A 19,566-nucleotide genomic window follows, 5' to 3' on the forward strand; every position below is an offset into this window, starting at 1 on the left:
GCACCGCCCTGAAGGCTCACGCAATAAACTCCGCGATCGCCCTCTTACCGATCACTCTCGTCGATGCCACGTCCATTCCCCCACCAATGACAGCCCTAACGAGAGGCACACACTTTCCGAGGTTCACGACACCCTTTTCGCCAAACTTAGTGATAAAGCGAAAACCGATACGCTGATTAATCTTTGTCAAAACAGCGCCCGGAATCTTCTTAATCACTGCCCGCGTCACCTGCTCACCAGCTTTGACGCAGCCTTCCTTCAGCAGATCAGCGATGGACGTGCCTGTCAAGCAAACAAACACAAGAGTCTTCACCTGATCCGACCTGACATCGTAGCCACCCATCGCGGCGATCGCTGCAATCATACGCATCTGCACATAGAAAACGCTGCTCAGATTCGCAGAGATCGTCACAGGAAGGGTGATAAGGCCCCCGAAACCCGTGATAAAACCAGAGGTTCCGCACTTGACGACCTGCGCACGCACGAGTGCAGCCGCAGCCTCCTCAACAGTCTCATACTTCGACAGGTAGTCTTCGACCAGGTCATCGACCGAGCCGCTCACCATGGGAATCCCATTCAATGCGGACGAATACAGCTTGTCGAGTGCTTCTTGCCTTTTCTTCGCAAGCACCGACTCTTCCTGTTCATCAACCGAAGACTGCTTTTCCACAGCCAAGCCTTTCCATAACTCTCTGACAGTGCGGCAGAATGCCCCGCCACCCATAGCACTAAACTGCACCAACATCGGGGTTACTCAGTTACCAAATACCTTACCATCACGCTCCCCCCACCCCCTCCATTTGCGAACCTCAACAGACACCGGCCTCGTCCGACAAAACAGGGACGAGGCCGGGGCTATCAGTCTGCGAGCTCAGCTCGGTATGAGCGTCACTCCCACTCGATGGTGGCCGGGGGCTTGGAGGTCACATCGAGGACAACGCGGTTGACCTCGGGCACCGAGTTGGTGATGCGCGTGGAGATACGGGCCAGGACGTCGTAGGGCAGGCGCGTCCAGTCGGCCGTCATCGCATCCTCGGAGGAGACGGGACGCAGCACGATCGGGTGACCGTAGGTGCGGCCGTCACCCTGGACGCCCACGGAACGAACGTCGGCGAGCAGGACGACCGGGCACTGCCAGATCTCCTGATCCAGGCCGGCCGCCGTGAGCTCCTCGCGGGCGATCAGGTCGGCGGCCCGCAGGATGTCCAGGCGCTCGCGCGTGACCTCGCCGATGATACGGATGCCGAGGCCGGGACCCGGGAACGGCTGACGGTTCACCAGGTAGTCAGGCAGGCCAAGTTCACGGCCAACCGCGCGTACCTCGTCCTTGAAGAGGGTGCGCAGGGGTTCAACCAGCTCGAAGGTCATGTCCTCGGGCAGGCCACCCACGTTGTGGTGGCTCTTAATGTTGGCCGCGCCCTCGCCGCCGCCGGACTCGACGACGTCGGGGTACAGGGTGCCCTGGACGAGGAACTTCACCTCGCCACCTGCGGCGCCCACCTCCTCGATGACCTGCTTCTGGGCGGCCTCGAAGGAGCGGATGAACTCGCGGCCGATGATCTTGCGCTTCGCCTCGGGCTCGGTGACGCCAGCCAGGGCGGACAGGAAGCGCTCGGACTCGTCGCACGTGATGACGCGGATGCCCATGCCGCGCGCGTAGTCGTTCTCCACCTGCTCGCGCTCGCCCGCGCGCAGCAGGCCGTGATCGATGAAGAAGCAGGTCAGCTGATCGCCGACGGCCCTGTGCACGAGCGCCGCGGCGACGGAGGAATCCACGCCGCCGGACAGGGCGCAGATGACCTGCGCGTCGCCGACCTGCTCGCGGATCTTCGCAACCTGCTCGTCCACGATGGAACCGGCGGTCCACGTCGGCTCCAGGCCGGCCCCCTCGTAGAGGAAGTTCTTCAGTGCGTCCTGGCCGAACTGGGAGTGCCCCACCTCGGGGTGCCACTGCAGGCCGTAGAGGCGACGCTCACGCGACTCGAAGGCCGCAACTGGGGTCTCGGTGGTGGAGGCGGTAACGGTGAAGCCCTCGGGCGCACCCTGGACGGCGTCGCCGTGGCTCATCCACACGATCTGGTCGTCGGGGGTGCCGCCGAACAAGCAGGAGTCACCGGCCACGGTTGCCTCAGTGTGTCCATACTCGCGGGTGCCCGTGCGGCCGACGGTGCCACCCAGGGCGTGTGCCATGGTCTGGAAGCCATAGCAGATGCCCAGCACGGGCACGCCGGCCTCGAAGATCGCAGGATCGACGGAGGGAGCACCCTCCTCGTACACGGAGGACGGGCCGCCGGACAGGATGATGGCGGCGGGCTCCTTGGCGAGCATGTCCGCCACGCTCATGGTGTGGGGGACGATCTCGGAGTAGACGTTAGCCTCACGTACGCGGCGCGCGATCAGCTGGGCGTACTGAGCGCCGAAGTCGACGACGAGGACGGGATGCATGTCAGAAGCGTTCACCCTGCCAATGGTACCCGCGCGCGCCCCGCCCCGTCGTGCTCCATTACGCATGTCACCACTGCGGACGCCGGATACGGCGACGGCCCCGCCCCCGGGTGGGGACGAGGCCGACTCGCGTTGCGCTCGAGCGCGCGCCTCAGCGGAAGATGGAGCGCAGCACCGGGAAGGTGCCGGTGGCCACGGCAGCCTTGACCAGGTCGCCGATGATGAAGGGCACGAAGCCCTTCATCAGACCCTGTTCGAGGGTCATGTGCGCGAAGGGGATCATCCAGGCCAGGCCAAGGATGTACACGGAGAACAGAGACACGACGGCGGTCGGCGCCATGGTGACAATGCGACGGTCGGCACCGCGCTGGGCGGCCGCTCCGGCGATCGCGGCGACGAGGAGGTAGCCGAGGATGTAGCCGAAGGAGGCGAAGGCCCAGCCGACGTTCGTGCCGGTGAAGACCGGGACACCCGCAATGCCGAGGAGGACGTACGCAGCGACCGAGACGAGGCCTCGGCGCGCGCCGAGGGTCGTGCCAACCGAGAGGGCACCCAGCGTGCCGAGCGAGACGGGCACGGGCGTGAAGGGCAGCGGGATCGAGATGCGGGCGAGGACGATCATGGCGATCGTGCCAGCCGCCACCAGGGCGATCTCGCGGGCGATCGTGCCACCGAGGCGATCGGCGAGAACACGGTTCTCACGCGCGGCGACGGGGGAAGCGGTCAGGGTGGTCATACGACACCTTTCAACAGGGCTAACAGCCTTTCATTCAACAATTGAACAATATGCTGAACACCACTCCCCTGTCAAGCACACGGGCGCAGATCTCAGGGGGCGAACGCCACACCGGCGCTCGCCCCCTGGAGCCCATGAACGGGAATGATCAGTGCGCGAAGTGGCGCGTGCCCGTCAGGTACATCGTGATACCCGCAGCGTTCGCCGCATCAATCGACTCCTGGTCACGCACCGAGCCGCCGGGCTGAACGACGGCCTTCACGCCCGCATCGATGAGCACCTGCAGGCCATCGGCGAAGGGGAAGAACGCATCCGACGCGGCGACCGCGCCAATGGAACGCTGCTCGGGAGCATCACCCACGACCTCGGAGGCGCGAGCACCGCCCGCGCTGTCCACGTTGGACGCCGCCGCGTCACCCGTCGAGCGCGAGCCCAGCGTATTCGCACGCTCAACCGCCAGCTTGCAGGAGTCCACGCGGTTCACCTGGCCCATGCCAACACCCACCGAGGCGCCGTCCTTGACCAGCAGGATCGCGTTCGAGCGCACCGCGCGCACCGTGCGCCACGCGAACTCCAGGTCCGCCAGCGTCGCCTCGTCGGCGGGAGCACCTGCCGCAAGCGTCCAGTTCTCCGGGGAATCGCCGGGCGCGTCAATATCATCGCGCTCCTGGACCAGCAAGCCGCCGCTGATCTGCTTGAACTCGTACGAGCCGCGAGCCGGGGGCTCAACCTGCAGAACGCGCAGGTTCTTCTTCGCACTCAGCACCTCGAGCGCACCCTCCTCGTAATCGGGGGCCAGCACAACCTCGGTGAAGATCGGGACGATCTGGCGGGCCAGCTCCACGCTCACCGGGCGGTTCACGGCGATCACACCGCCGAACGCCGACACGGGGTCGCAGGCGTGCGCGAGGCGGTGCGCCTCGGCCACGTCGTCAGCCACCGCAATGCCGCAGGGGTTCGCGTGCTTGATGATCGCGACGCAGGGGCGCTCGTGATCGTAGGCGGCGCGCAGGGCGGCGTCACCGTCCGTGTAGTTGTTGTAGCTCATGGCCTTGCCGTGCAGCTGGCGCGCATTCGCAATACCCGGGGCCCAGGCCTCGTCGTCGGCCTCCTCGTCCTCGAAGGACTCGTCGATCTCACGGTAGACGGCCGCACCCTGGTGCGGGTTCTCGCCGTAGCGCAGCGACTCCACGCGCTCGAACGCATCCGCGACGAACACGGGCATGCCCGAGGCCTGCCCCTCCTCCTCGGGGGCCTCCACCACGTAGTCTTCCTCGGTCTGGTAGCCCAGCGACTCCAGGAACGCAGCGTCGGAGGCGTCCAGGTGAGTCTCGGCGGCATCGTCGAGGGTCTCGCGCACGTCCTCGAGGTCCAGCTCGTCAGCCAGCCAGCCGGCGATCGCCAGGTCGTAGGTCGCCGTATGGGCGAAGGCCTCGGCGGCCAGCACGCGACGCTGCTCGAGGGTGAAGCCCTCCCCCGCCACGGCCTCGGCCACATCCGCGTAATGCTCCGGAGAGGTCACGACCGCGACCGACGGATGATTCTTCGCGGCGGCTCGCACCATGGAAGGGCCACCGATGTCAATCTGCTCGACACACTCGTCGAAGGACGCGCCCGACGCAACCGTGTCCTGGAAGGGGTACAGGTTGCACACGACCAGGTCAAACGCCTGGATACCGAGCTGCGCGATCTGCTCGCGGTGCGCGGCCTTACGCTGATCGGCCAGGATGCCGGAATGGATGAAGGGGTGCAGGGTCTTCACTCGGCCCTCGAGCACCTCGGGGAAACCGGTCACGTCGTCGACCGGGGTCACAGCCACGCCAGCGGCCGCGATGCGGGCAGCCGTGGAGCCGGTGGAGACGATCTCCACGCCGGCCTCGCCAAGGGCGCGAGCAAGGTCCTCCAAGCCCGTCTTGTCATACACGGAGATCAGGGCCCGCTTGATGGGGCGCACGTCGATGGGTTCCAGGTTGTCCAGGGAGACGGACATAGTTCCTCCAGGTTGAGACCAAACCCAGGCGCCCAGGCGGGCGACGCCTCGCGGGAAATGCGGCCGCTCCCCGGTGGTCATCCACCCTCGCCAGTCGCGGCGTCTCCCAGTCTAGTTCAGGCCCTCGCGCCGCGTCGCCTTCGTCTCGGGGTCTTCCGCGTCACCTTCGGCCTCGACCGCTTCGCTGTCCGCGGCGTCATCGGCGGCGGTTTCGCTAGTCTCCTCGTGCGTCTCGGCCACTTCTCCCCCCATCGGCCACCGCTTCGAGATCCTCAGCCCCGGCCTCGTCGGCGCTTGCTTCCGTGTCGCCCACCTCAGCGGGGTCGGAAGCCTCAGCCCAGGCCTCGTCCGTCGTCGACGCAGTGCCTCCCACGCGGGACGCACGCTCGGCGGCGCGGCGGCGCAGGGCCTCGCCCTCGTTGCGCACGCGACCGGCACCCTCGCCGAGGAGGGCGCGCGTCGTCGGGTGGGTCGCCAGGGCGATGATCAGCGCGGGCAGGGCGATCTCGAGCACGAGGGCGAGCGTCGCCCACCCCACGCGCGGGCCCATCGATGCGAGGCGCACGGAGCCCATGCTCATCGTCGCGCTCCACATCCACAGGGCCGTCACCGACGCGGTGATCAACGAGGCCAGGAACCCCTGAGCGGTCTGGTGCAGTAGGTGCTCACGACGGAACGAACGAGCCGCGACGACACCGAGGCCGATACCCAGCGCGATCGGCGCGAGGAGCACCCACATGCCGGGAGCGGTCTGCGGGACGGCACCCAACAGCGGAATCGGCGGGATCGGCCCGGAGCCGACAACCGTCGGCGAATGCAACGAATCCGTCGCCGTCAAGAAGCCCGCGCCCGACCACCAGGAGGCCACCCACGCCATGATCGTCGGCGCAAACAGCGCCTGCCCGCCGACGATGAACGACGTATCCGCGGCCGATGACGCACCCAGGAGCTCCAGAATGCCCGCCATACGGCTCCACCCCGCGACGAGCGCAATGACCGAGGCGACGAACGAGGCGGCCGCGAGGACCACCACAGACAGGCCACCCAGCTTCAGGCCACCCGAAATCCAGTGCTGCATCGACGGCGCCTCATGGTCGCGCGAATAGCCCGAGGCGACGAACCACACCGAGCCGATCAGCGGGATCAACACGCCGCCGATCGTGCCCGTCCACCAATGCGAATGAATACCGGAAGCCCCCGCCAGGAGCCACGAAGTCAGCAGGAAGCCAGGGACGGCAAACAGCGCGGCACTGCGCGGATAACCCGCCGTCGTGCGTAGCAGAATCCGCACCAACACGACCAGCAGGGCACCCATCAGCGTCGGGATCGCGCGATAGTGCACGTCACCCACGACCGACGTGCCGCCAATGACGGCGGCCCACAGGTCCCCGCCCAGGCCGAGCGCGTCGCGCGGCGTCGTGCCATTCATCCACGAGTTCGATCGCAGCGTCAGGTAGGCGATCATCGTGAACACCGTGATCAGACCCCAGCCCGCGAAGGCCGCCTCAACTCCCGCGAGCACACCGCGCGCCCACCCCTGCGGGACAGCCACACGGATCGTCGCTCGATCCGCCACGTACGTGGTCGTGGTTCGCCGGGGACTGGGTACTTCTCTGATGCGCTCGCTCACAGGCCCATAGTGTCAGAATCGGCCCGGGGCCGCGACGCTGCGCGCCGACCCCGGGCCGATTTGCGCTGTGACGTTAGCGCGAGAGGATCTCGCGCGCGATCTGCGCCGTCTGCGAAGGAGTGCGCCCCACGCGCACGCCCACGGCCTCGAGCGCCTCCGCCTTCGCGGCAGCCGTGCCGGACGAGCCGGATACGATCGCACCGGCGTGCCCCATGGTCTTGCCCTCGGGGGCCGTGAAGCCCGCGATGTAGGCGACGACGGGCTTCGTCATGTTCTCCTGGATCCAGGCGGCCGCACGCTCCTCGGCGTCACCGCCGATCTCACCAATCATGATGACGAGGTCCGTGTCGGGGTCCGCCTCAAAAGCTGCCAGCGCGTCGATGTGGGTGGTGCCCACGACCGGGTCGCCGCCGATACCCAGGCACGTCGTGAAGCCGAAATCGCGCAGCTCGTACATGAGCTGGTAGGTCAGCGTGCCCGACTTCGAGACAAGGCCGAGGCGTCCCGGTCCCGTGATGTCCGCCGGAGTGATACCCAGGTTCGCCTGTCCGGGCGAGATGATGCCGGGGCAATTCGGGCCGATCAGGCGCACGCCCGCCGCGAGCGCGCGCTCGACGACGATCGTGGAATCCTGGACGGGGATGCCCTCGGTGATGAGGACGATCGTTTCGATGCCCGCGTCGATGGCCTCGAGGGCGGCTCCCTTCGCGAAGGCCGGGGGCACGAAGATGACGGAGGCGTTCGCGCCGGTGGCCTCGCGGGCTTCGGCAACCGTGCCGAAGACGGGGACCTCAACCTGGCCGTCGGTCACCTTGTCGACGCCCGGGCCGTAGCCCTGCACGTCAAAGGTGACGGTCGTGCCGGCCTTGCGCGGGTTCGTGCCGCCCACGATGGCCGTGCCGGCACTCAGCATGCGCTGGGTGTGCTTGCGGCCCTCGGCGCCAGTCATGCCCTGGACGATGACCCGGGTGTCAGAGTTGACGAAGATAGTCATGGTGTTCTCCTGCGATTCTCGGGTCGTTACTTCGACGAGGCCTGGGCTGCGAGCTCAGCTGCACGCCGGGCCGCGCCGTCCATTGTTTCTTCCATGTGGACGAGCGGGTGCGCAGCCTCGGCAAGAATCGCGCGGCCCTCCTCGACCTTGTTGCCGTCAAGGCGCACGACGAGGGGCTTCGAGGCCGCGTCGCCCAGCGTCTCGAGCGCACCGATGATGCCTCGGGCGACCTGGTCGCAGGCGGTGATGCCACCGAAGACGTTGACGAACACGGAGCGAACCTGCTCGTCGCCGAGGATGATGTCCAGGCCCTTCGCCATGACCTCGGCCGAGGCGCCGCCGCCGATGTCGAGGAAGTTCGCGGGCTTCATGCCGCCGAACTCCTCGCCGGCCATCGCAACCACATCGAGCGTCGACATGACCAGGCCCGCACCGTTACCGATAATGCCGACCTGGCCCTCCAGACGCACGTAGTTGAGCCCGGCTGCCTTCGCGGCGGCCTCGCGCGGATCCTGCGCGGCCACATCCACCAGCTCAGCGTGGCCGGGGTGACGGAATCGGGCGTTGTCGTCGAGGGTAACCTTGCCGTCAACCGCCCACACGGAGCCGTCGGGGCTGGACACCAGCGGGTTGACCTCGACCAGAGTCGCGTCCTCATCGCGGTAGACGGTCCACAGGGTTTCGAGGACGGGGGCAATGGCCTCGGCCGTGGCCTCGTCAAACCCGGCTTCCTTCGCGATGCGACGGGCAACCTCGGCGTTGATGCCGACGGCGGGATCGAGGGGGACGCGCGCGAGAGCCTCGGGGCGCTCCTTCGCGAGGGTCTCAATGTCCATGCCGCCTTCGCGCGAGCACATCGCCAGGTGGCGGCGGTTCGAGCGGTCCAGCAGGATCGAGAAGTAGTATTCGGCGGCAATGTCCGCGCCGGACGCGATCATGACCTTCTTGACGATGTGGCCCTTGATGTCGAGGCCGAGGATCGCCTCGGCCTTCTCGTAGGCCTCGTCGGCGGTGTGGGCAAGCTTGACACCGCCGGCCTTGCCACGGCCGCCGGTCTTCACCTGCGCCTTGACGACCAGCAGCGACGCACCGTCCGCCAGGAGCTCGCGCGCACCCTCGCGCGCCTCTTCGGGGGTTGACGCCAGGCGGTAGTCGAGCACGGGCACGCCGTGCTCCTTGAACATCTGCCGGGCCTGGTACTCGTAGAGATCCACCTTATTCCCTCCGTTGAACGTGGTGTGGTCAGCGCAATAATTCTAACGTGCGACCGGCGTCAACGCGCCATTTCCTCCCATTATCAAGGCTTGTCACAACCTTGACCGGAGAGCCACTTCCCTTTGTCAACGCTTTGCGTTGCGGGGTCAGTTGCAGGGGGCGGTGGGACGCGCAGGGCGTCGTAGCACCAGCGGCGCACCGCTTTCCCCCGCTACGCAGCTGTACGACACGAGCCACAGGTCCTTCAATCTCGGCGAGCATGGACGTAGCTCCCACATCCGTGAGGCCCAGTGCGTGGCGAATCGACACACTTTGTCGCGCACGTTAACCCACCTGGTGGAGCGTGGGCGGCAGCGCCCAGCCGCCACTAGGTGGGTTTAGCTGTGCATTGAAGAGTTAACACTGCCAGTAGATGGGCCCAGCAGCCGGGACCAAGGAGAGCATGACACCGTGCAGCACCGCATCAATCAGCCAACGCACTGACGCCCGCAGATTCCGCCAAAGTGCAGACCCATTGCGCCAAAACAGCCTGTTTTAGGCGTTTTTTACTCAATGGGTCTGCAGTTTCGCGGCCACACCGCCACCAATCGGGGAATTACACTACATGAGGGTCTGACACACCGGCGACACGCTGCCAGGAGGCTTCATGTCGTGCAAAACCCCCACCACCACGCGGCAAGCAAGCCGGCGGGCTGGCACACACCACCAAACTGGATAGGAAACAACAATCTGAATAGGTTGTTGCGTTCTGGATAGGTTAATAAGCTATCCAGAAGCACCGTTCCTATCCAGAACAGAGCTTCCTATCCAGAACACGCACACCATAGGAGAGCGTCGGAGGACCTGGCTGCGGAGCCCGTGGGCGAACGACGTTACAAACGTCGTCAAACCGGAGCGATTTGAAATCCCTTGCGAGGCCTGCTGTTACAAACGTCGTCAATCTGCGTCCAAAAACCACTATTTTCAGCGAAAAAGCCGTTGGATTGACGACGTTTGTAACAACACGCAAAAGATCGGCCAGAAATCGCAGCGCGCGAGGCCCCTGCGATGCCCACAGGCGGCACCACAGCGGCCAGGCACCGCTGGCGTGGAGGGCACCGGAGGGACCGGAGGGCACGGGCGGGCTTCGAGGCGGGGCCTGGCTGCGGTGCCGGTGGGCGGCGGTAGGGCCTGGCCGGGCTTCGAGACGACGCGCCGAGCCGAAGGCTCGCGGCGCGGACGGCTCGCGGGCTGGCCGCCGGCCGCCCGCGGGTGCATCAAGCAGCCCAGCCCACGAGACAGGCCACATGGCGTCCGGAACACCCGCGGGGCCACAAGCAAACCGAGCAGTGCTGGGCATTAGCCGGGATACGCTACGAAATCTTCTTCATCGGAGCCATGCGCACGAGCAGGCGCTTCTCGCCCAGGCCGAAGCGGATGCGGGCCACGGTGCGCGGTCCCTCGCCTTCGATGCCGGTGACGGTGCCGGCCCCCAGGGTTGCGTGCTTGATGCGGTCGCCGACCTTGAGGGAGAGCACCGGCTTATCCTCGGCAGGCTTGGCCGCAGGAGCAACCCCCATGCGCGTCACCTTGCGTACGCCGGCGGGCTGGGCGGAGGCGCCGCCACGGCCGGAGCCAAAGGCGCCCGTGTCGGTGTCGCCCCACGGGTCGCGTCCCTCGGAGCGACGGGAGCGCCCATAGGAACCCGAGCCGTACGATCCGGACCCGTAGGAACCGCCGTACGGCGCTCGCATCCGCTCCCCCGACGTGGCCGCACGGCGCACGTCGAGGAGCTCGGCGGGGATGTCGTCGAGGAACCGCGAGGGCGGCATCTCCTGCGGAGTCCCCCAGGCGCTGCGTACGGCCGCGCGCGTCAGGTACAGGTGTTCGCGCGCACGCGTAATCGCAACGTATGCCAGTCGGCGTTCCTCCTCCAGCTCGCTCTCGTCACCGAGGCTGCGCTGGTGCGGGAAAGTGCCGTCCTCCATGCCGGTGACGAACACGACCGGGAATTCGAGGCCCTTCGCGGTGTGCACGGTCATGAGGGTGACCTGCCCACCGCGCTCGCCCTCCGCGGGAACCTGGTCCGAGTCGGCCACGAGGGCGACGCGCTCAAGGAAGTCCGCGAGGGTTCCGCCGGGAGCCTCGGCTGCGAAGGCACCCGCGACCGAGTGCAGTTCCGCCAGGTTTTCCACGCGCGAGGCGTCCTGCGGGTCCTCGCTGCGGCGCAGCTCAGCCAGGTAGCCGGTACGATCCAGGACCTCTTCGAGGATGTCGGCCTGCGATGCACCCCGCGCCTCCGCGGCACGCAGCGTCTCGATGAGTCCCCAGAATGCAGCCGCCGACTTCGCGGCGCGCGGGGTGATCCCGAGGACCTCGGGAGCCGTCTCAGGAGCACTCTCGACAGGGGACGAGGCCGGGGCCGCAGCCGCGCTCTCGACAGTAGTCGCGCTCTCATCAGCGCCATCGCGAGCACCAGGATTCTCCCCCGCCGCTCCATCCGAGGAAACGGGAGCCGAAGAATCAGCCGATGCCTCGTCCGGGGACGTGGAACGAGCGAGCGCATCGACGTCGATCCCCTCGCCCTCACCCGCGGGGCAGCCGGCGCGCAGCCACAGGTGGCGCAGCGCCGCGCCAAACGAGATGCCGTAGTGGGCGGCGTGCGCGGCGATCGCCTCTTCGGCCTTCGCGCCGATGCCGCGCTTGGGGACGTTGAGGACGCGGCGGGCCGCGACAGTGTCGTCGGGGTTGGAGATGACCTGCAGGTACGCCAAGGCGTCCTTGATTTCGCGGCGCTCGTAGAAGCGGGTGCCGCCGACGACGCGGTACGGGATGCCCTGGCGCACGAGGAGTTCCTCCAGCGCGCGGGACTGCGCATTCGTGCGGTAGAAGACCGCGATGTCACCCCATTCGACGCCGGAGTCCGCGAGGCGGTCGATCTCGCCGACGACGAAGCGGGCCTCGTCGTGCTCGGAATCGGCGGCGTCCAACGTAATGAGCGCACCATCGCCCGAGGCCGTCCACAGGTTTTTCGCGCGGCGCCCCGTGTTGCGGGCGATGACCGCGTTCGCGGCCGACAGGATGTTCTGCGTGGAGCGGTAGTTCTGCTCGAGCAGGATCGTGCGCGCGCCCGTAAAGTCGCGCTCAAACTCCTCGATGTTGCGAATCGTGGCGCCACGGAAGGCGTAAATCGACTGGTCGGAGTCACCCACGACCGTCAGCTCGGCGGGCTCCACGCCATCCTTTCCATCCCCCACGAGGGCGCGCACGAGGACGTACTGCGCGTGGTTCGTGTCCTGGTACTCGTCCACGAGGATGTGGCGGAAGCGCCGGTGGTAGTGCTCGGCGATCAGCGGGTTCTCGTGCAGCAGGTCGACCGTGCGCATGATGAGGTCGTCGAAGTCCAGCGCGTTCGATGCGCGCATGCGCTTGTCATACTCGACGTAGGCGTCCGCGACGATGCGCGAGACCGGGTCCTTGCCCGCCGTCTCCGCGTAGCGCGCCGGGCCGATCAGCTCGTTCTTCGCGTCCGAAATGCGCGCCGCCACCATCTTTGGGGTGAAGCGCTTGATGTCGACGTCCATGGCCTTGAGGACCATCTGGATGAGGCGCTGGGAGTCCTGGGCGTCGTAGATCGTGAAGGACGAGGACAGCCCCGCCGCCTCGTGCTTGTAGCGCAGCAGGCGCACGCACGCCGAGTGGAAGGTCGACACCCACATGCGGCGCGCATCGTCGCCCACGAGGGCGCCTGCGCGCTCGCGCATCTCGGCCGCCGCCTTGTTCGTGAAGGTGATCGCCAGGATCTCCCCAGCCCGCGCGCGGCCCGTGGCCAGCAGGTATGCGATGCGGTGCGTGAGCACGCGCGTCTTACCGGAGCCTGCGCCAGCCAGGATCAGCAGCGGCGAGCCCGCGTGAGTGACGGCCTCGCGCTGACGATCGTTGAGGCCACGCGTCAGCGACTCGGGGTCCACGCCCGGGCGCGCGGGAGGCTCCCAGCGGGACGAAAAAGCACCCGAGGACGCGGAAGGCTCCCACGCCGACGGCGCACCCGATGCCCCACCCGGCACGGCGATCTCCGGCCACGCGTCGGAACCCAAGGCGTCCTCCACATCAAAGGCGGGCACCTCCGGCGGCACGTAGTCGTCCTGGGAACCCCTGTCGGGGCCGATCAGGAAACCAAGGTCAGGCAAAGAAGTCGAGTCACTCATCGCCTCCAAGGGTAAACCGCCCCACCCTCACCTGCGACCCCCGCCCCGGGTGGCGCCAACCACGAAAGGCGGCACACAACGAGGCCGGGGCCTCCCCGCGCTGATAAGCGATGGAAACCCCGGCCTCGTCGAAGCGATTACTTCTTGCGGTACAGCGACTTCGTCGCGTACACCGGCTCCGTCGTCACCTGGATGCCCAGCGAGCGGAAGATGCCCTCGTCGACGGGCCCCAGGATGACCGACTCGTGCACGTCGCAGCCGCGCAACGAGCTCAGCTTGTCCAGGGCGCGGCGCGCGTTGTCGTCGCCGTTGGCGCTGACCGCGAGCGCGATGAGGACCTCGTCGGTGTGCAGGCGCGGGTTGCGAGAACCCAGGTCGCGGGTCTTGAGGCGCTGGATCGGCTCGATCGACTGCGGGGCCAGGAGCTGGACCTCGTCCGGCAGGCCGGCGAGCTTCTTGAGGGCGTTGAGGAGCATCGCCGAGGAGCAGCCCAGCAGCGCCGACGTCTTGCCCGTGACGATCTGGCCGTCGGGCAGCTCGATCGCGGCCGCCGGCTCGCCCGTGGCCTCGGCCAGCTCGAGGGCCGGACGCACGACCGGGCGGTCCATGCGGCCCACGCCCACGCGGCTCATCAGCAGGGAGATGCGCGCCGACTGCACGGGCTCGCTCATCTCCTTCTTCTCGGTCACGAGGGCCTTGTAGTAGCGGCGGATGATCTCCTGGCGCGAGGCTTCCTTGCAGGCCTCGTCGTCGACGATGCAGTGGCCCGCCATGTTCACGCCCATGTCCGTGGGGCTCTTGTATGGGGAGGATCCGAGGATCTTCTCGAAGAGGCGGTTCAGGACCGGGAAGATTTCGACGTCACGGTTGTAGTTGACCGTCTTGATCCCGTACGCCTCCAGGTGGAAGGGATCAATCATGTTGACGTCGTCGAGGTCGGCGGTGGCCGCCTCGTAGGCGATGTTGACCGGGTGATCCAGCGGAATGTTCCAGATCGGGAAGGTCTCCCACTTCGCGTACCCCGACTCGATCCCGCGCTTGTGGTCGTGGTACAGCTGTGACAGGCAGGTCGCCATCTTGCCGGAGCCCGGTCCAGGCGCCGTCACAACGACGAGGTTGCGACTGGTCTCCACGTACTCGTTGGCGCCGTAGCCCTCGTCCGAGACAATGCGCTCGACGTCCGAGGGGTAGCCGGGGATCGGGAAGTGACGGTAGACGCGGATGCCGAGCTTCTCGAAGCGTTCCTTCACCTCGGCGGCCGCCTTGTTGTCGTCCGTCCACTGCGTAATGACGACGGAACCGACGTACAGGCCGCGCTCACGGAACTCGTCGATCTGGCGCAGAACCTCGTCGTCGTAGGTTGTTCCCATGTCTGCGCGGACCTTGCGGCGCGCGAAATCCTTGGCATTAACGGCGACGATAATCTCGACTTCGTCGGCCAGTTCGCGCAGCATACGCACCTTGTTATCGGGCGTAAAACCGGGCAGAACACGCGACGCGTGCATGTCGTCGATCAGCTTGCCACCGAACTCCAAATACAGCTTTCCGCCGAATTCGCTTCGTCGCTGGGCAATGTGTCGAGACTGCATCTCGACGTACTGATCACTATCAAAACCGATGCGGTGCATGCATCCTCCGAGGTCGCGGAAATAAAGGGGCCGTCCGTGCGGGGCGGTCAGGCGCTGTCACGCTCTCGGGATTCCATTGTAGGCACGGATGGGCCGCGCGCTCCGGATGGGGCGCTCGAAAGGGGTCCGACCTCACACGATGTGTCGTTGCATCGCCCAGCGCGTCAGCTCGTTACGGTTGGAGAGCTGGAGCTTGCGCAGGACCGAACTCACGTGGGTTTCGACGGTCTTGATGGAGATGAACAGGTCGTGGGCGACTTCCTTGTACGTATAGCCGCGGGCGATGAGGCGCATGACCTCCTGCTCGCGGGCGGACAGCAGGTCCAGCTCAGTGTCGGTTATGGACACCTCGCCGGTCCCAAAGGCGTCGAGTACGAAGCCGGCCAGGCGCGGGCTGAAGGCGGCGTCCCCGGCGGCGACGCGGCCGATGGCCTCGACGAGGTCGGGGGTGGCAATCGACTTCGTGACGTATCCGCGTGCGCCCGCTCGGATGACCTGGACGACGTCCTCGGCAGCGTCCGAGACGGACAGGGCCAGGAAATGCAGTCCCTCGATGTCACGGCAGGTGCTAGCGACCTCAGCGCCACCTCCACCATTTCCGCCGGGCAGGTGCACGTCGAGGAGGGCCACGTCCGGGGTGAGCGCGCGGCAGGCCGCGATGGCGCCCTCGACGTCGGAGGCGTCGCCGACGACCTCCAGGTCGGCCCCGGAGTTTTCGAGCTCGGCGCGCACGCCTGCCCGAACCATTGGGTGGTCGTCGATGACGAGGATGCGGATGGTCACTGGGTCCTCCCGTTGGGCGCTGTTTCTTCCAGGATATCCGAGCGCGGCACGCTCAGAGCAACTTCGGTTCCGCGGGCGAGACGTCTAATCGTGGCGTTTCCCCCGGTCCTGCGCATGCGCCCGACGATGGAGTCGCGCACGCCGTGTCGATCGGCAGCGATCGAGGCAGGGTCAAAGCCCTCGCCGCTGTCTTTGATGAAGGCCTCCACGGCCTGGGGGCGCACTTCGACGTAGACGGAGACGGGCGGGGCGCCGTGGCGCACGGCGTTTTGGCAGGCCTCCGCGAGGGCCGCGACGAGCGCGAGTTCGCCGGGGCCCGGGCGCATGTCGCCGACGACGACCACGCTGATGGGCACGCCGTGGCGACTCTCGACGCCCACGACCGCCTCGGTGACGGCAGCGTCGAGGGAGTCGGCGGCCTGCACATGGCCCGTGTAGAGCCAGGCGCGCAGCTCGCGCTCCTCAGTGAGGGCGATGGCTCGCACGCGGGCGGGGTCCTCGGCAGATGCGCGGATAAGAGTGAGAGCCTGGAGCACGGAGTCATGCAGGTGGGCGGCGATGTCGGCGCGCTCGGATTCGCGCACGCGCTGCGCCTGGGCCTGGGACAGGTCTTTCGTCGTGCGCACCCACATGGGGACGAGTGCGAAGAGCACGCCCGCGACCAGAGCAGCACCAATGAGGCCGCCGCGCAGCAGAATAATCGGCGGGTTGTCGCGCGAAGCCACCATGACGACGCCAAGGCTGAGCAGCACGATACCGCCGAAGACAGCACCGACGAAGCGCAACGACCGCCAGGAACTCACGTTGCGACTCTGACTCCACACGAGCGAGATACCGGAACCGATCGTGATGATCGAGCCCATGTCCCGCCAGTCAAGCGTGTTCGTCGCGTTCAGGATGGTGCCTGCGATCGCGGCAACGATCAGAGCCACGCCGACAACAATCATGCGGTTGCGTGACACCTGGCTGGCGCGTTCCTCGCGCAGTCGGACGAGGCCGGGGCTGAGTGTCCCGTTGTCGGTTCGCTCGGGATTATCTTCGGGGATGCTCACCCACAGCCACAGGTAGACACCGATACCGATGCCCACGACGCTCAGGCAGGCGACGACGATGCGCACGAGCGCGACCGACACTCCCAGGTGAACGGCGAGACCGGAGCACACGCCGCCCATCCAGGGGGCCGGCATGTCCGGGCTCGCGACTATCGCACGCACGAGCGGAGGCCTGGCCGGCGGGGCCGGAATGGGCGGCGTCCAGCCCGGGTGCGGGGATTGTTCGGGTCTGCTCACAATCCCATTGTGGCATGTGCCGGGGGCATTCTCCGGGCTACCCCCAGAACAATCAGGGGCGGTTCAGGGGGTCCCCTACTTTCGGGACGACCCGTCATTTTGGTTGAGTAGTGGTATCGATCCACGCCGTGTGGATCCCATCGAGAGGAAGTGCATGATGAGTTGGCCGAACGGTACAACAGACCCCGGTGCCCAGTACCAGCAGCGCCCGCCCCGCAACAGCTTCTTTGACGCGGTCCGAGGCTCGGGCTGGTACCGCGCTCAGAATCGCACGATCGCCGGCGTATGCTCGGGCATCGCTGCTCGCCAGGGCTGGGATCTGTCGCTCGTGCGCGTCCTCATGGTGGTCGCCACGCTCTGTATGCCCGTCGTGGCGATCGCCTACGGTCTTGCCTGGCTTCTCCTCCCCGAGGCCGCCGACGGTCGCATTCATGCCGAAGAAATGCTCGAGGGGCGATTCGACGTCGCGGTTATCGGAGGCGTGTTCATGGTTCTCGCCGGTCTGTCGTCGGCACTGTCGTCAATCGGAATTGTCAACGGCGTGGGCCTCGGCTGGTTCCAGCTGCTCGCGTTGGCGGCTGCGATGACAGCCATCGTCGTGGTCATCGTGAGCATAGCGCGCTCCGCTTCTCAGGGCGGCCCGCATCGCCACGGCGCGGTACCCCCGTACGGAACGCCGCAGCACGGTGCCCCCCAGTACGGCAACCCGCAGTACGGTACACGCCAGCAGCAGGCGTCAGCGGCGGGAGCCTCCGTCCCTTTTGGGCACAGCGCCCCGGGTGCTAAGGACACGGGCTCTACCATGCCGCAGCAGCAGAACGCCCAGGCCCCCGAGGGTTTCCCCGCCTACGGCGTCCCCGCAGGCAGCGCAGCTAGCGCGGGCACCCCACGCCCTGATGGCGCCACCTCCGCCGCCCAGGGCACGAACGCCGGGCCGCGCCCGGCCGCCGCTCGCCCCACCCAGCCCCACGCCGGCTGGACGACTCCGCCCAGCGCGCCCAGGCCTCGTCAGTGGACCCCGCGCCCAATGCCGACTCATCGCCCGCGCACCGTCTCCAGTCGCGCAAACCTGGCGATCACGGGCCTGCTGATCCTGGTGGCGGCCGCCGTTCTCGCCGGCATCTACATGGTCGATAAGGGACCCGCGATCCCCTTCATCGCCGCGCAGACCGCGGAACAGACGATCACTCGTATCATCTCGATTGGCGGCGGCGTATGCCTGATCATCGTGGGCCTGTCCCTGGCGATTGCCGCCCTGCGCGATCGCAGCGCCGGCTGGCTCACCGCCCTGTCCATCATCGGCCTCATCTTCGCGATCCCCACGGCTGCGATCGGCACTGAGGGCGCGCAAAGGGTCAACCAGCATATCAACACGACCGTGGGCAATATCGGCAAGCAGACGATGCTTGACTGGAGGGTTGACAAGGTCAGCGGAGGCAACCCAACGGGGTCGACCACGCTCGACCTGACCGGCGCTCCCGTCGGCACATCCAAGACGATCACGGTCGACTGGCAGGCGTGGAGCCGACTCACCATTCAGATGGCCGAGGGCCAGCCCGTACAGATCGTCTGCCAGTCCAGCATCGGCACTCTGTCCACCAATATGGAGGGCAACGGCTGGGCCGCGTCCCTGAATAACTGCTCCGGCGTGACGGTCACCTCCCCCACCTGGGGAAAGTCATCCCTCGGCGGCATCACGATCCTCATCACCGACGAAGCGGACATCGACACGCTGACGATCGTACAGTCCCCCGACTCCTCGGGCACCTGGGGATCCGCGCCGGCACCAACCTCCTCGGTGACTCCGAGCGCAACGCCCACCCCGTCCACTACCCCCACCGGCTCCCAGTCGGGTAACTGAGGAAGGACCACGACTATGACCACCTCAAACGACGACCAGACCACCCAGCTGCCCGAATGGGACGAGACAACGCCACTGCCAACGGCTTCCACCACCACCAGCGGCCAGGATGCAACCGCCGAGATGCCAGCCTCCTCGCCAGACCTCACCTCGGACCCGCTAGCGATCTTCCGCGAGGCCTCGACAACGCAGATGCCTGCCGACCCCTTTCGGGCAGACGCTGGCACTGAGAGCCAGGCGGGCACATCGGGCGCTCAGGGCTCACAGGCGCAGGCCGGTGCTCCCGCTGGCTCTGTAGGCACGGGCGGACGCACCGCCTTCGATCCGGCCTCCACGGGTGAGTCGACTCCTCGGGGCGACGAGGCCGGGGCTGCCCCCGGCACTCAGGCGAGGGCGGGCGCTACCCCCGCCCCGGGTACCCAGACGTGGAGCGCTCAGCACACCCTGGGCACTACCTACCCACTGCCCGAGGCCCCCAGCAGGGGCGTGCGCGTTGGTTCCTTCGTGTGGGCTCTCTTGGTGTGCATGGTGGGCGCTTTCCTCATTGCCGAGGTCTACATCACGAACCTCAATCTGCCGGTCCTCGGCATCAGCGCAGTCGCGCTCCTCGGCATCATTCTGATCTTCACTGCTCTCTTCTCGAGTCGCACCAAGAAAAATCCGAAGCAGGGCGCCGGCCCTCAGGCCGCCCCCAACCCGGCAGACGCAATTCGCAGGGGCTGACGCGGCCACGTACAACGCACATGAACGGGGTGGGTCCGGGAACCAATTGGTTCCCGGACCCACCCCGTTCATGTGCCAGAGGCGT

At 66.9% G+C, this 19,566-nt stretch carries 14 protein-coding genes and 1 riboswitch; of the genes, 2 read left to right on the top strand and 12 right to left on the bottom strand.

Translation table 11 applies throughout. The features are described from left to right. Nucleotides 1-16: 16 nt before the first annotated feature. The 12 genes from FOC40_RS09275 to FOC40_RS09330 form a co-directional block, all read right to left on the bottom strand. Nucleotides 17-670 carry an EcsC family protein gene (locus FOC40_RS09275; protein WP_039929503.1) on the bottom strand — a complete coding sequence of 218 codons (654 nt, stop codon included), beginning with the start codon at nucleotides 668-670 and terminating at the stop codon, nucleotides 17-19. A gap of 218 nt (nucleotides 671-888) precedes the next feature. Further along, entirely contained in the window at nucleotides 889-2,445 is a 1,557-nt protein-coding gene (gene guaA, locus FOC40_RS09280; protein ID WP_003793947.1) for a glutamine-hydrolyzing GMP synthase, read from the bottom strand. 151 nt (nucleotides 2,446-2,596) lie between these two features. Beyond that, nucleotides 2,597-3,181: a biotin transporter BioY gene (locus FOC40_RS09285; RefSeq protein ID WP_003793946.1), complete on the bottom strand. Its 585-nt coding sequence runs from the start codon at nucleotides 3,179-3,181 to the stop codon at nucleotides 2,597-2,599. 148 nt (nucleotides 3,182-3,329) lie between these two features. After that, nucleotides 3,330-5,171 carry a bifunctional phosphoribosylaminoimidazolecarboxamide formyltransferase/IMP cyclohydrolase gene (purH, locus tag FOC40_RS09290; protein WP_003793943.1) on the bottom strand — a complete coding sequence of 614 codons (1,842 nt, stop codon included), beginning with the start codon at nucleotides 5,169-5,171 and terminating at the stop codon, nucleotides 3,330-3,332. 23 nt (nucleotides 5,172-5,194) lie between these two features. Next, a riboswitch (ZMP/ZTP riboswitch) is annotated at nucleotides 5,195-5,279 on the bottom strand. Nucleotides 5,280-5,282: 3 nt separating this feature from the next. After that, nucleotides 5,283-5,411 carry a hypothetical protein gene (locus FOC40_RS10805; RefSeq protein WP_003793941.1) on the bottom strand — a complete coding sequence of 43 codons (129 nt, stop codon included), beginning with the start codon at nucleotides 5,409-5,411 and terminating at the stop codon, nucleotides 5,283-5,285. Beyond that, complete coding sequence (locus FOC40_RS09300; RefSeq protein ID WP_231126007.1) at nucleotides 5,386-6,801, bottom strand: DUF6350 family protein; 1,416 nt, start codon at nucleotides 6,799-6,801, stop codon at nucleotides 5,386-5,388. The genes FOC40_RS10805 and FOC40_RS09300 overlap by 26 nt, the downstream gene beginning before the upstream one ends. A 73-nt stretch (nucleotides 6,802-6,874) precedes the next feature. Continuing rightward, nucleotides 6,875-7,795: a succinate--CoA ligase subunit alpha gene (gene sucD, locus FOC40_RS09305; RefSeq protein ID WP_003793935.1), complete on the bottom strand. Its 921-nt coding sequence runs from the start codon at nucleotides 7,793-7,795 to the stop codon at nucleotides 6,875-6,877. Nucleotides 7,796-7,821: 26 nt separating this feature from the next. Continuing rightward, the gene (gene sucC / locus FOC40_RS09310; protein WP_003793933.1) at nucleotides 7,822-9,009 is read right to left on the bottom strand and encodes an ADP-forming succinate--CoA ligase subunit beta; all 1,188 of its coding nucleotides are present in this window, start codon (nucleotides 9,007-9,009) and stop codon (nucleotides 7,822-7,824) included. A gap of 1,353 nt (nucleotides 9,010-10,362) precedes the next feature. Next, nucleotides 10,363-13,197, bottom strand: coding sequence for a UvrD-helicase domain-containing protein (locus tag FOC40_RS09315; protein ID WP_003793929.1), 2,835 nt, complete (start codon nucleotides 13,195-13,197; stop codon nucleotides 10,363-10,365). 137 nt (nucleotides 13,198-13,334) lie between these two features. Then, a complete protein-coding gene (locus FOC40_RS09320; RefSeq protein ID WP_003793928.1) occupies nucleotides 13,335-14,825 on the bottom strand; it encodes a DUF1846 domain-containing protein in 1,491 nt (496 codons plus the stop codon). Nucleotides 14,826-14,957: 132 nt separating this feature from the next. Continuing rightward, nucleotides 14,958-15,608: a LuxR C-terminal-related transcriptional regulator gene (locus tag FOC40_RS09325; protein ID WP_003793926.1), complete on the bottom strand. Its 651-nt coding sequence runs from the start codon at nucleotides 15,606-15,608 to the stop codon at nucleotides 14,958-14,960. Further along, entirely contained in the window at nucleotides 15,605-16,795 is a 1,191-nt protein-coding gene (locus tag FOC40_RS09330; RefSeq protein WP_003793925.1) for an ATP-binding protein, read from the bottom strand. The genes FOC40_RS09325 and FOC40_RS09330 overlap by 4 nt, the downstream gene beginning before the upstream one ends. A gap of 256 nt (nucleotides 16,796-17,051) precedes the next feature. On the opposite strand from FOC40_RS09330, the gene FOC40_RS09335 reads away from it, so the two are divergent. Together FOC40_RS09335 and FOC40_RS09340 are read left to right on the top strand one after the other, a co-directional pair. Then, nucleotides 17,052-18,758, top strand: a complete 1,707-nt coding sequence (locus FOC40_RS09335; RefSeq protein ID WP_196773350.1) for a PspC domain-containing protein — start codon at nucleotides 17,052-17,054, stop codon at nucleotides 18,756-18,758. A 15-nt stretch (nucleotides 18,759-18,773) separates the two neighbouring features. After that, nucleotides 18,774-19,481: a hypothetical protein gene (locus FOC40_RS09340; RefSeq protein ID WP_003793919.1), complete on the top strand. Its 708-nt coding sequence runs from the start codon at nucleotides 18,774-18,776 to the stop codon at nucleotides 19,479-19,481. The last annotated feature ends 85 nt before the right edge of the window (nucleotides 19,482-19,566 follow it).

The organism is Schaalia odontolytica (assembly GCF_009730335.1).
Classification (GTDB): domain Bacteria; phylum Actinomycetota; class Actinomycetes; order Actinomycetales; family Actinomycetaceae; genus Pauljensenia; species Pauljensenia dentiphila.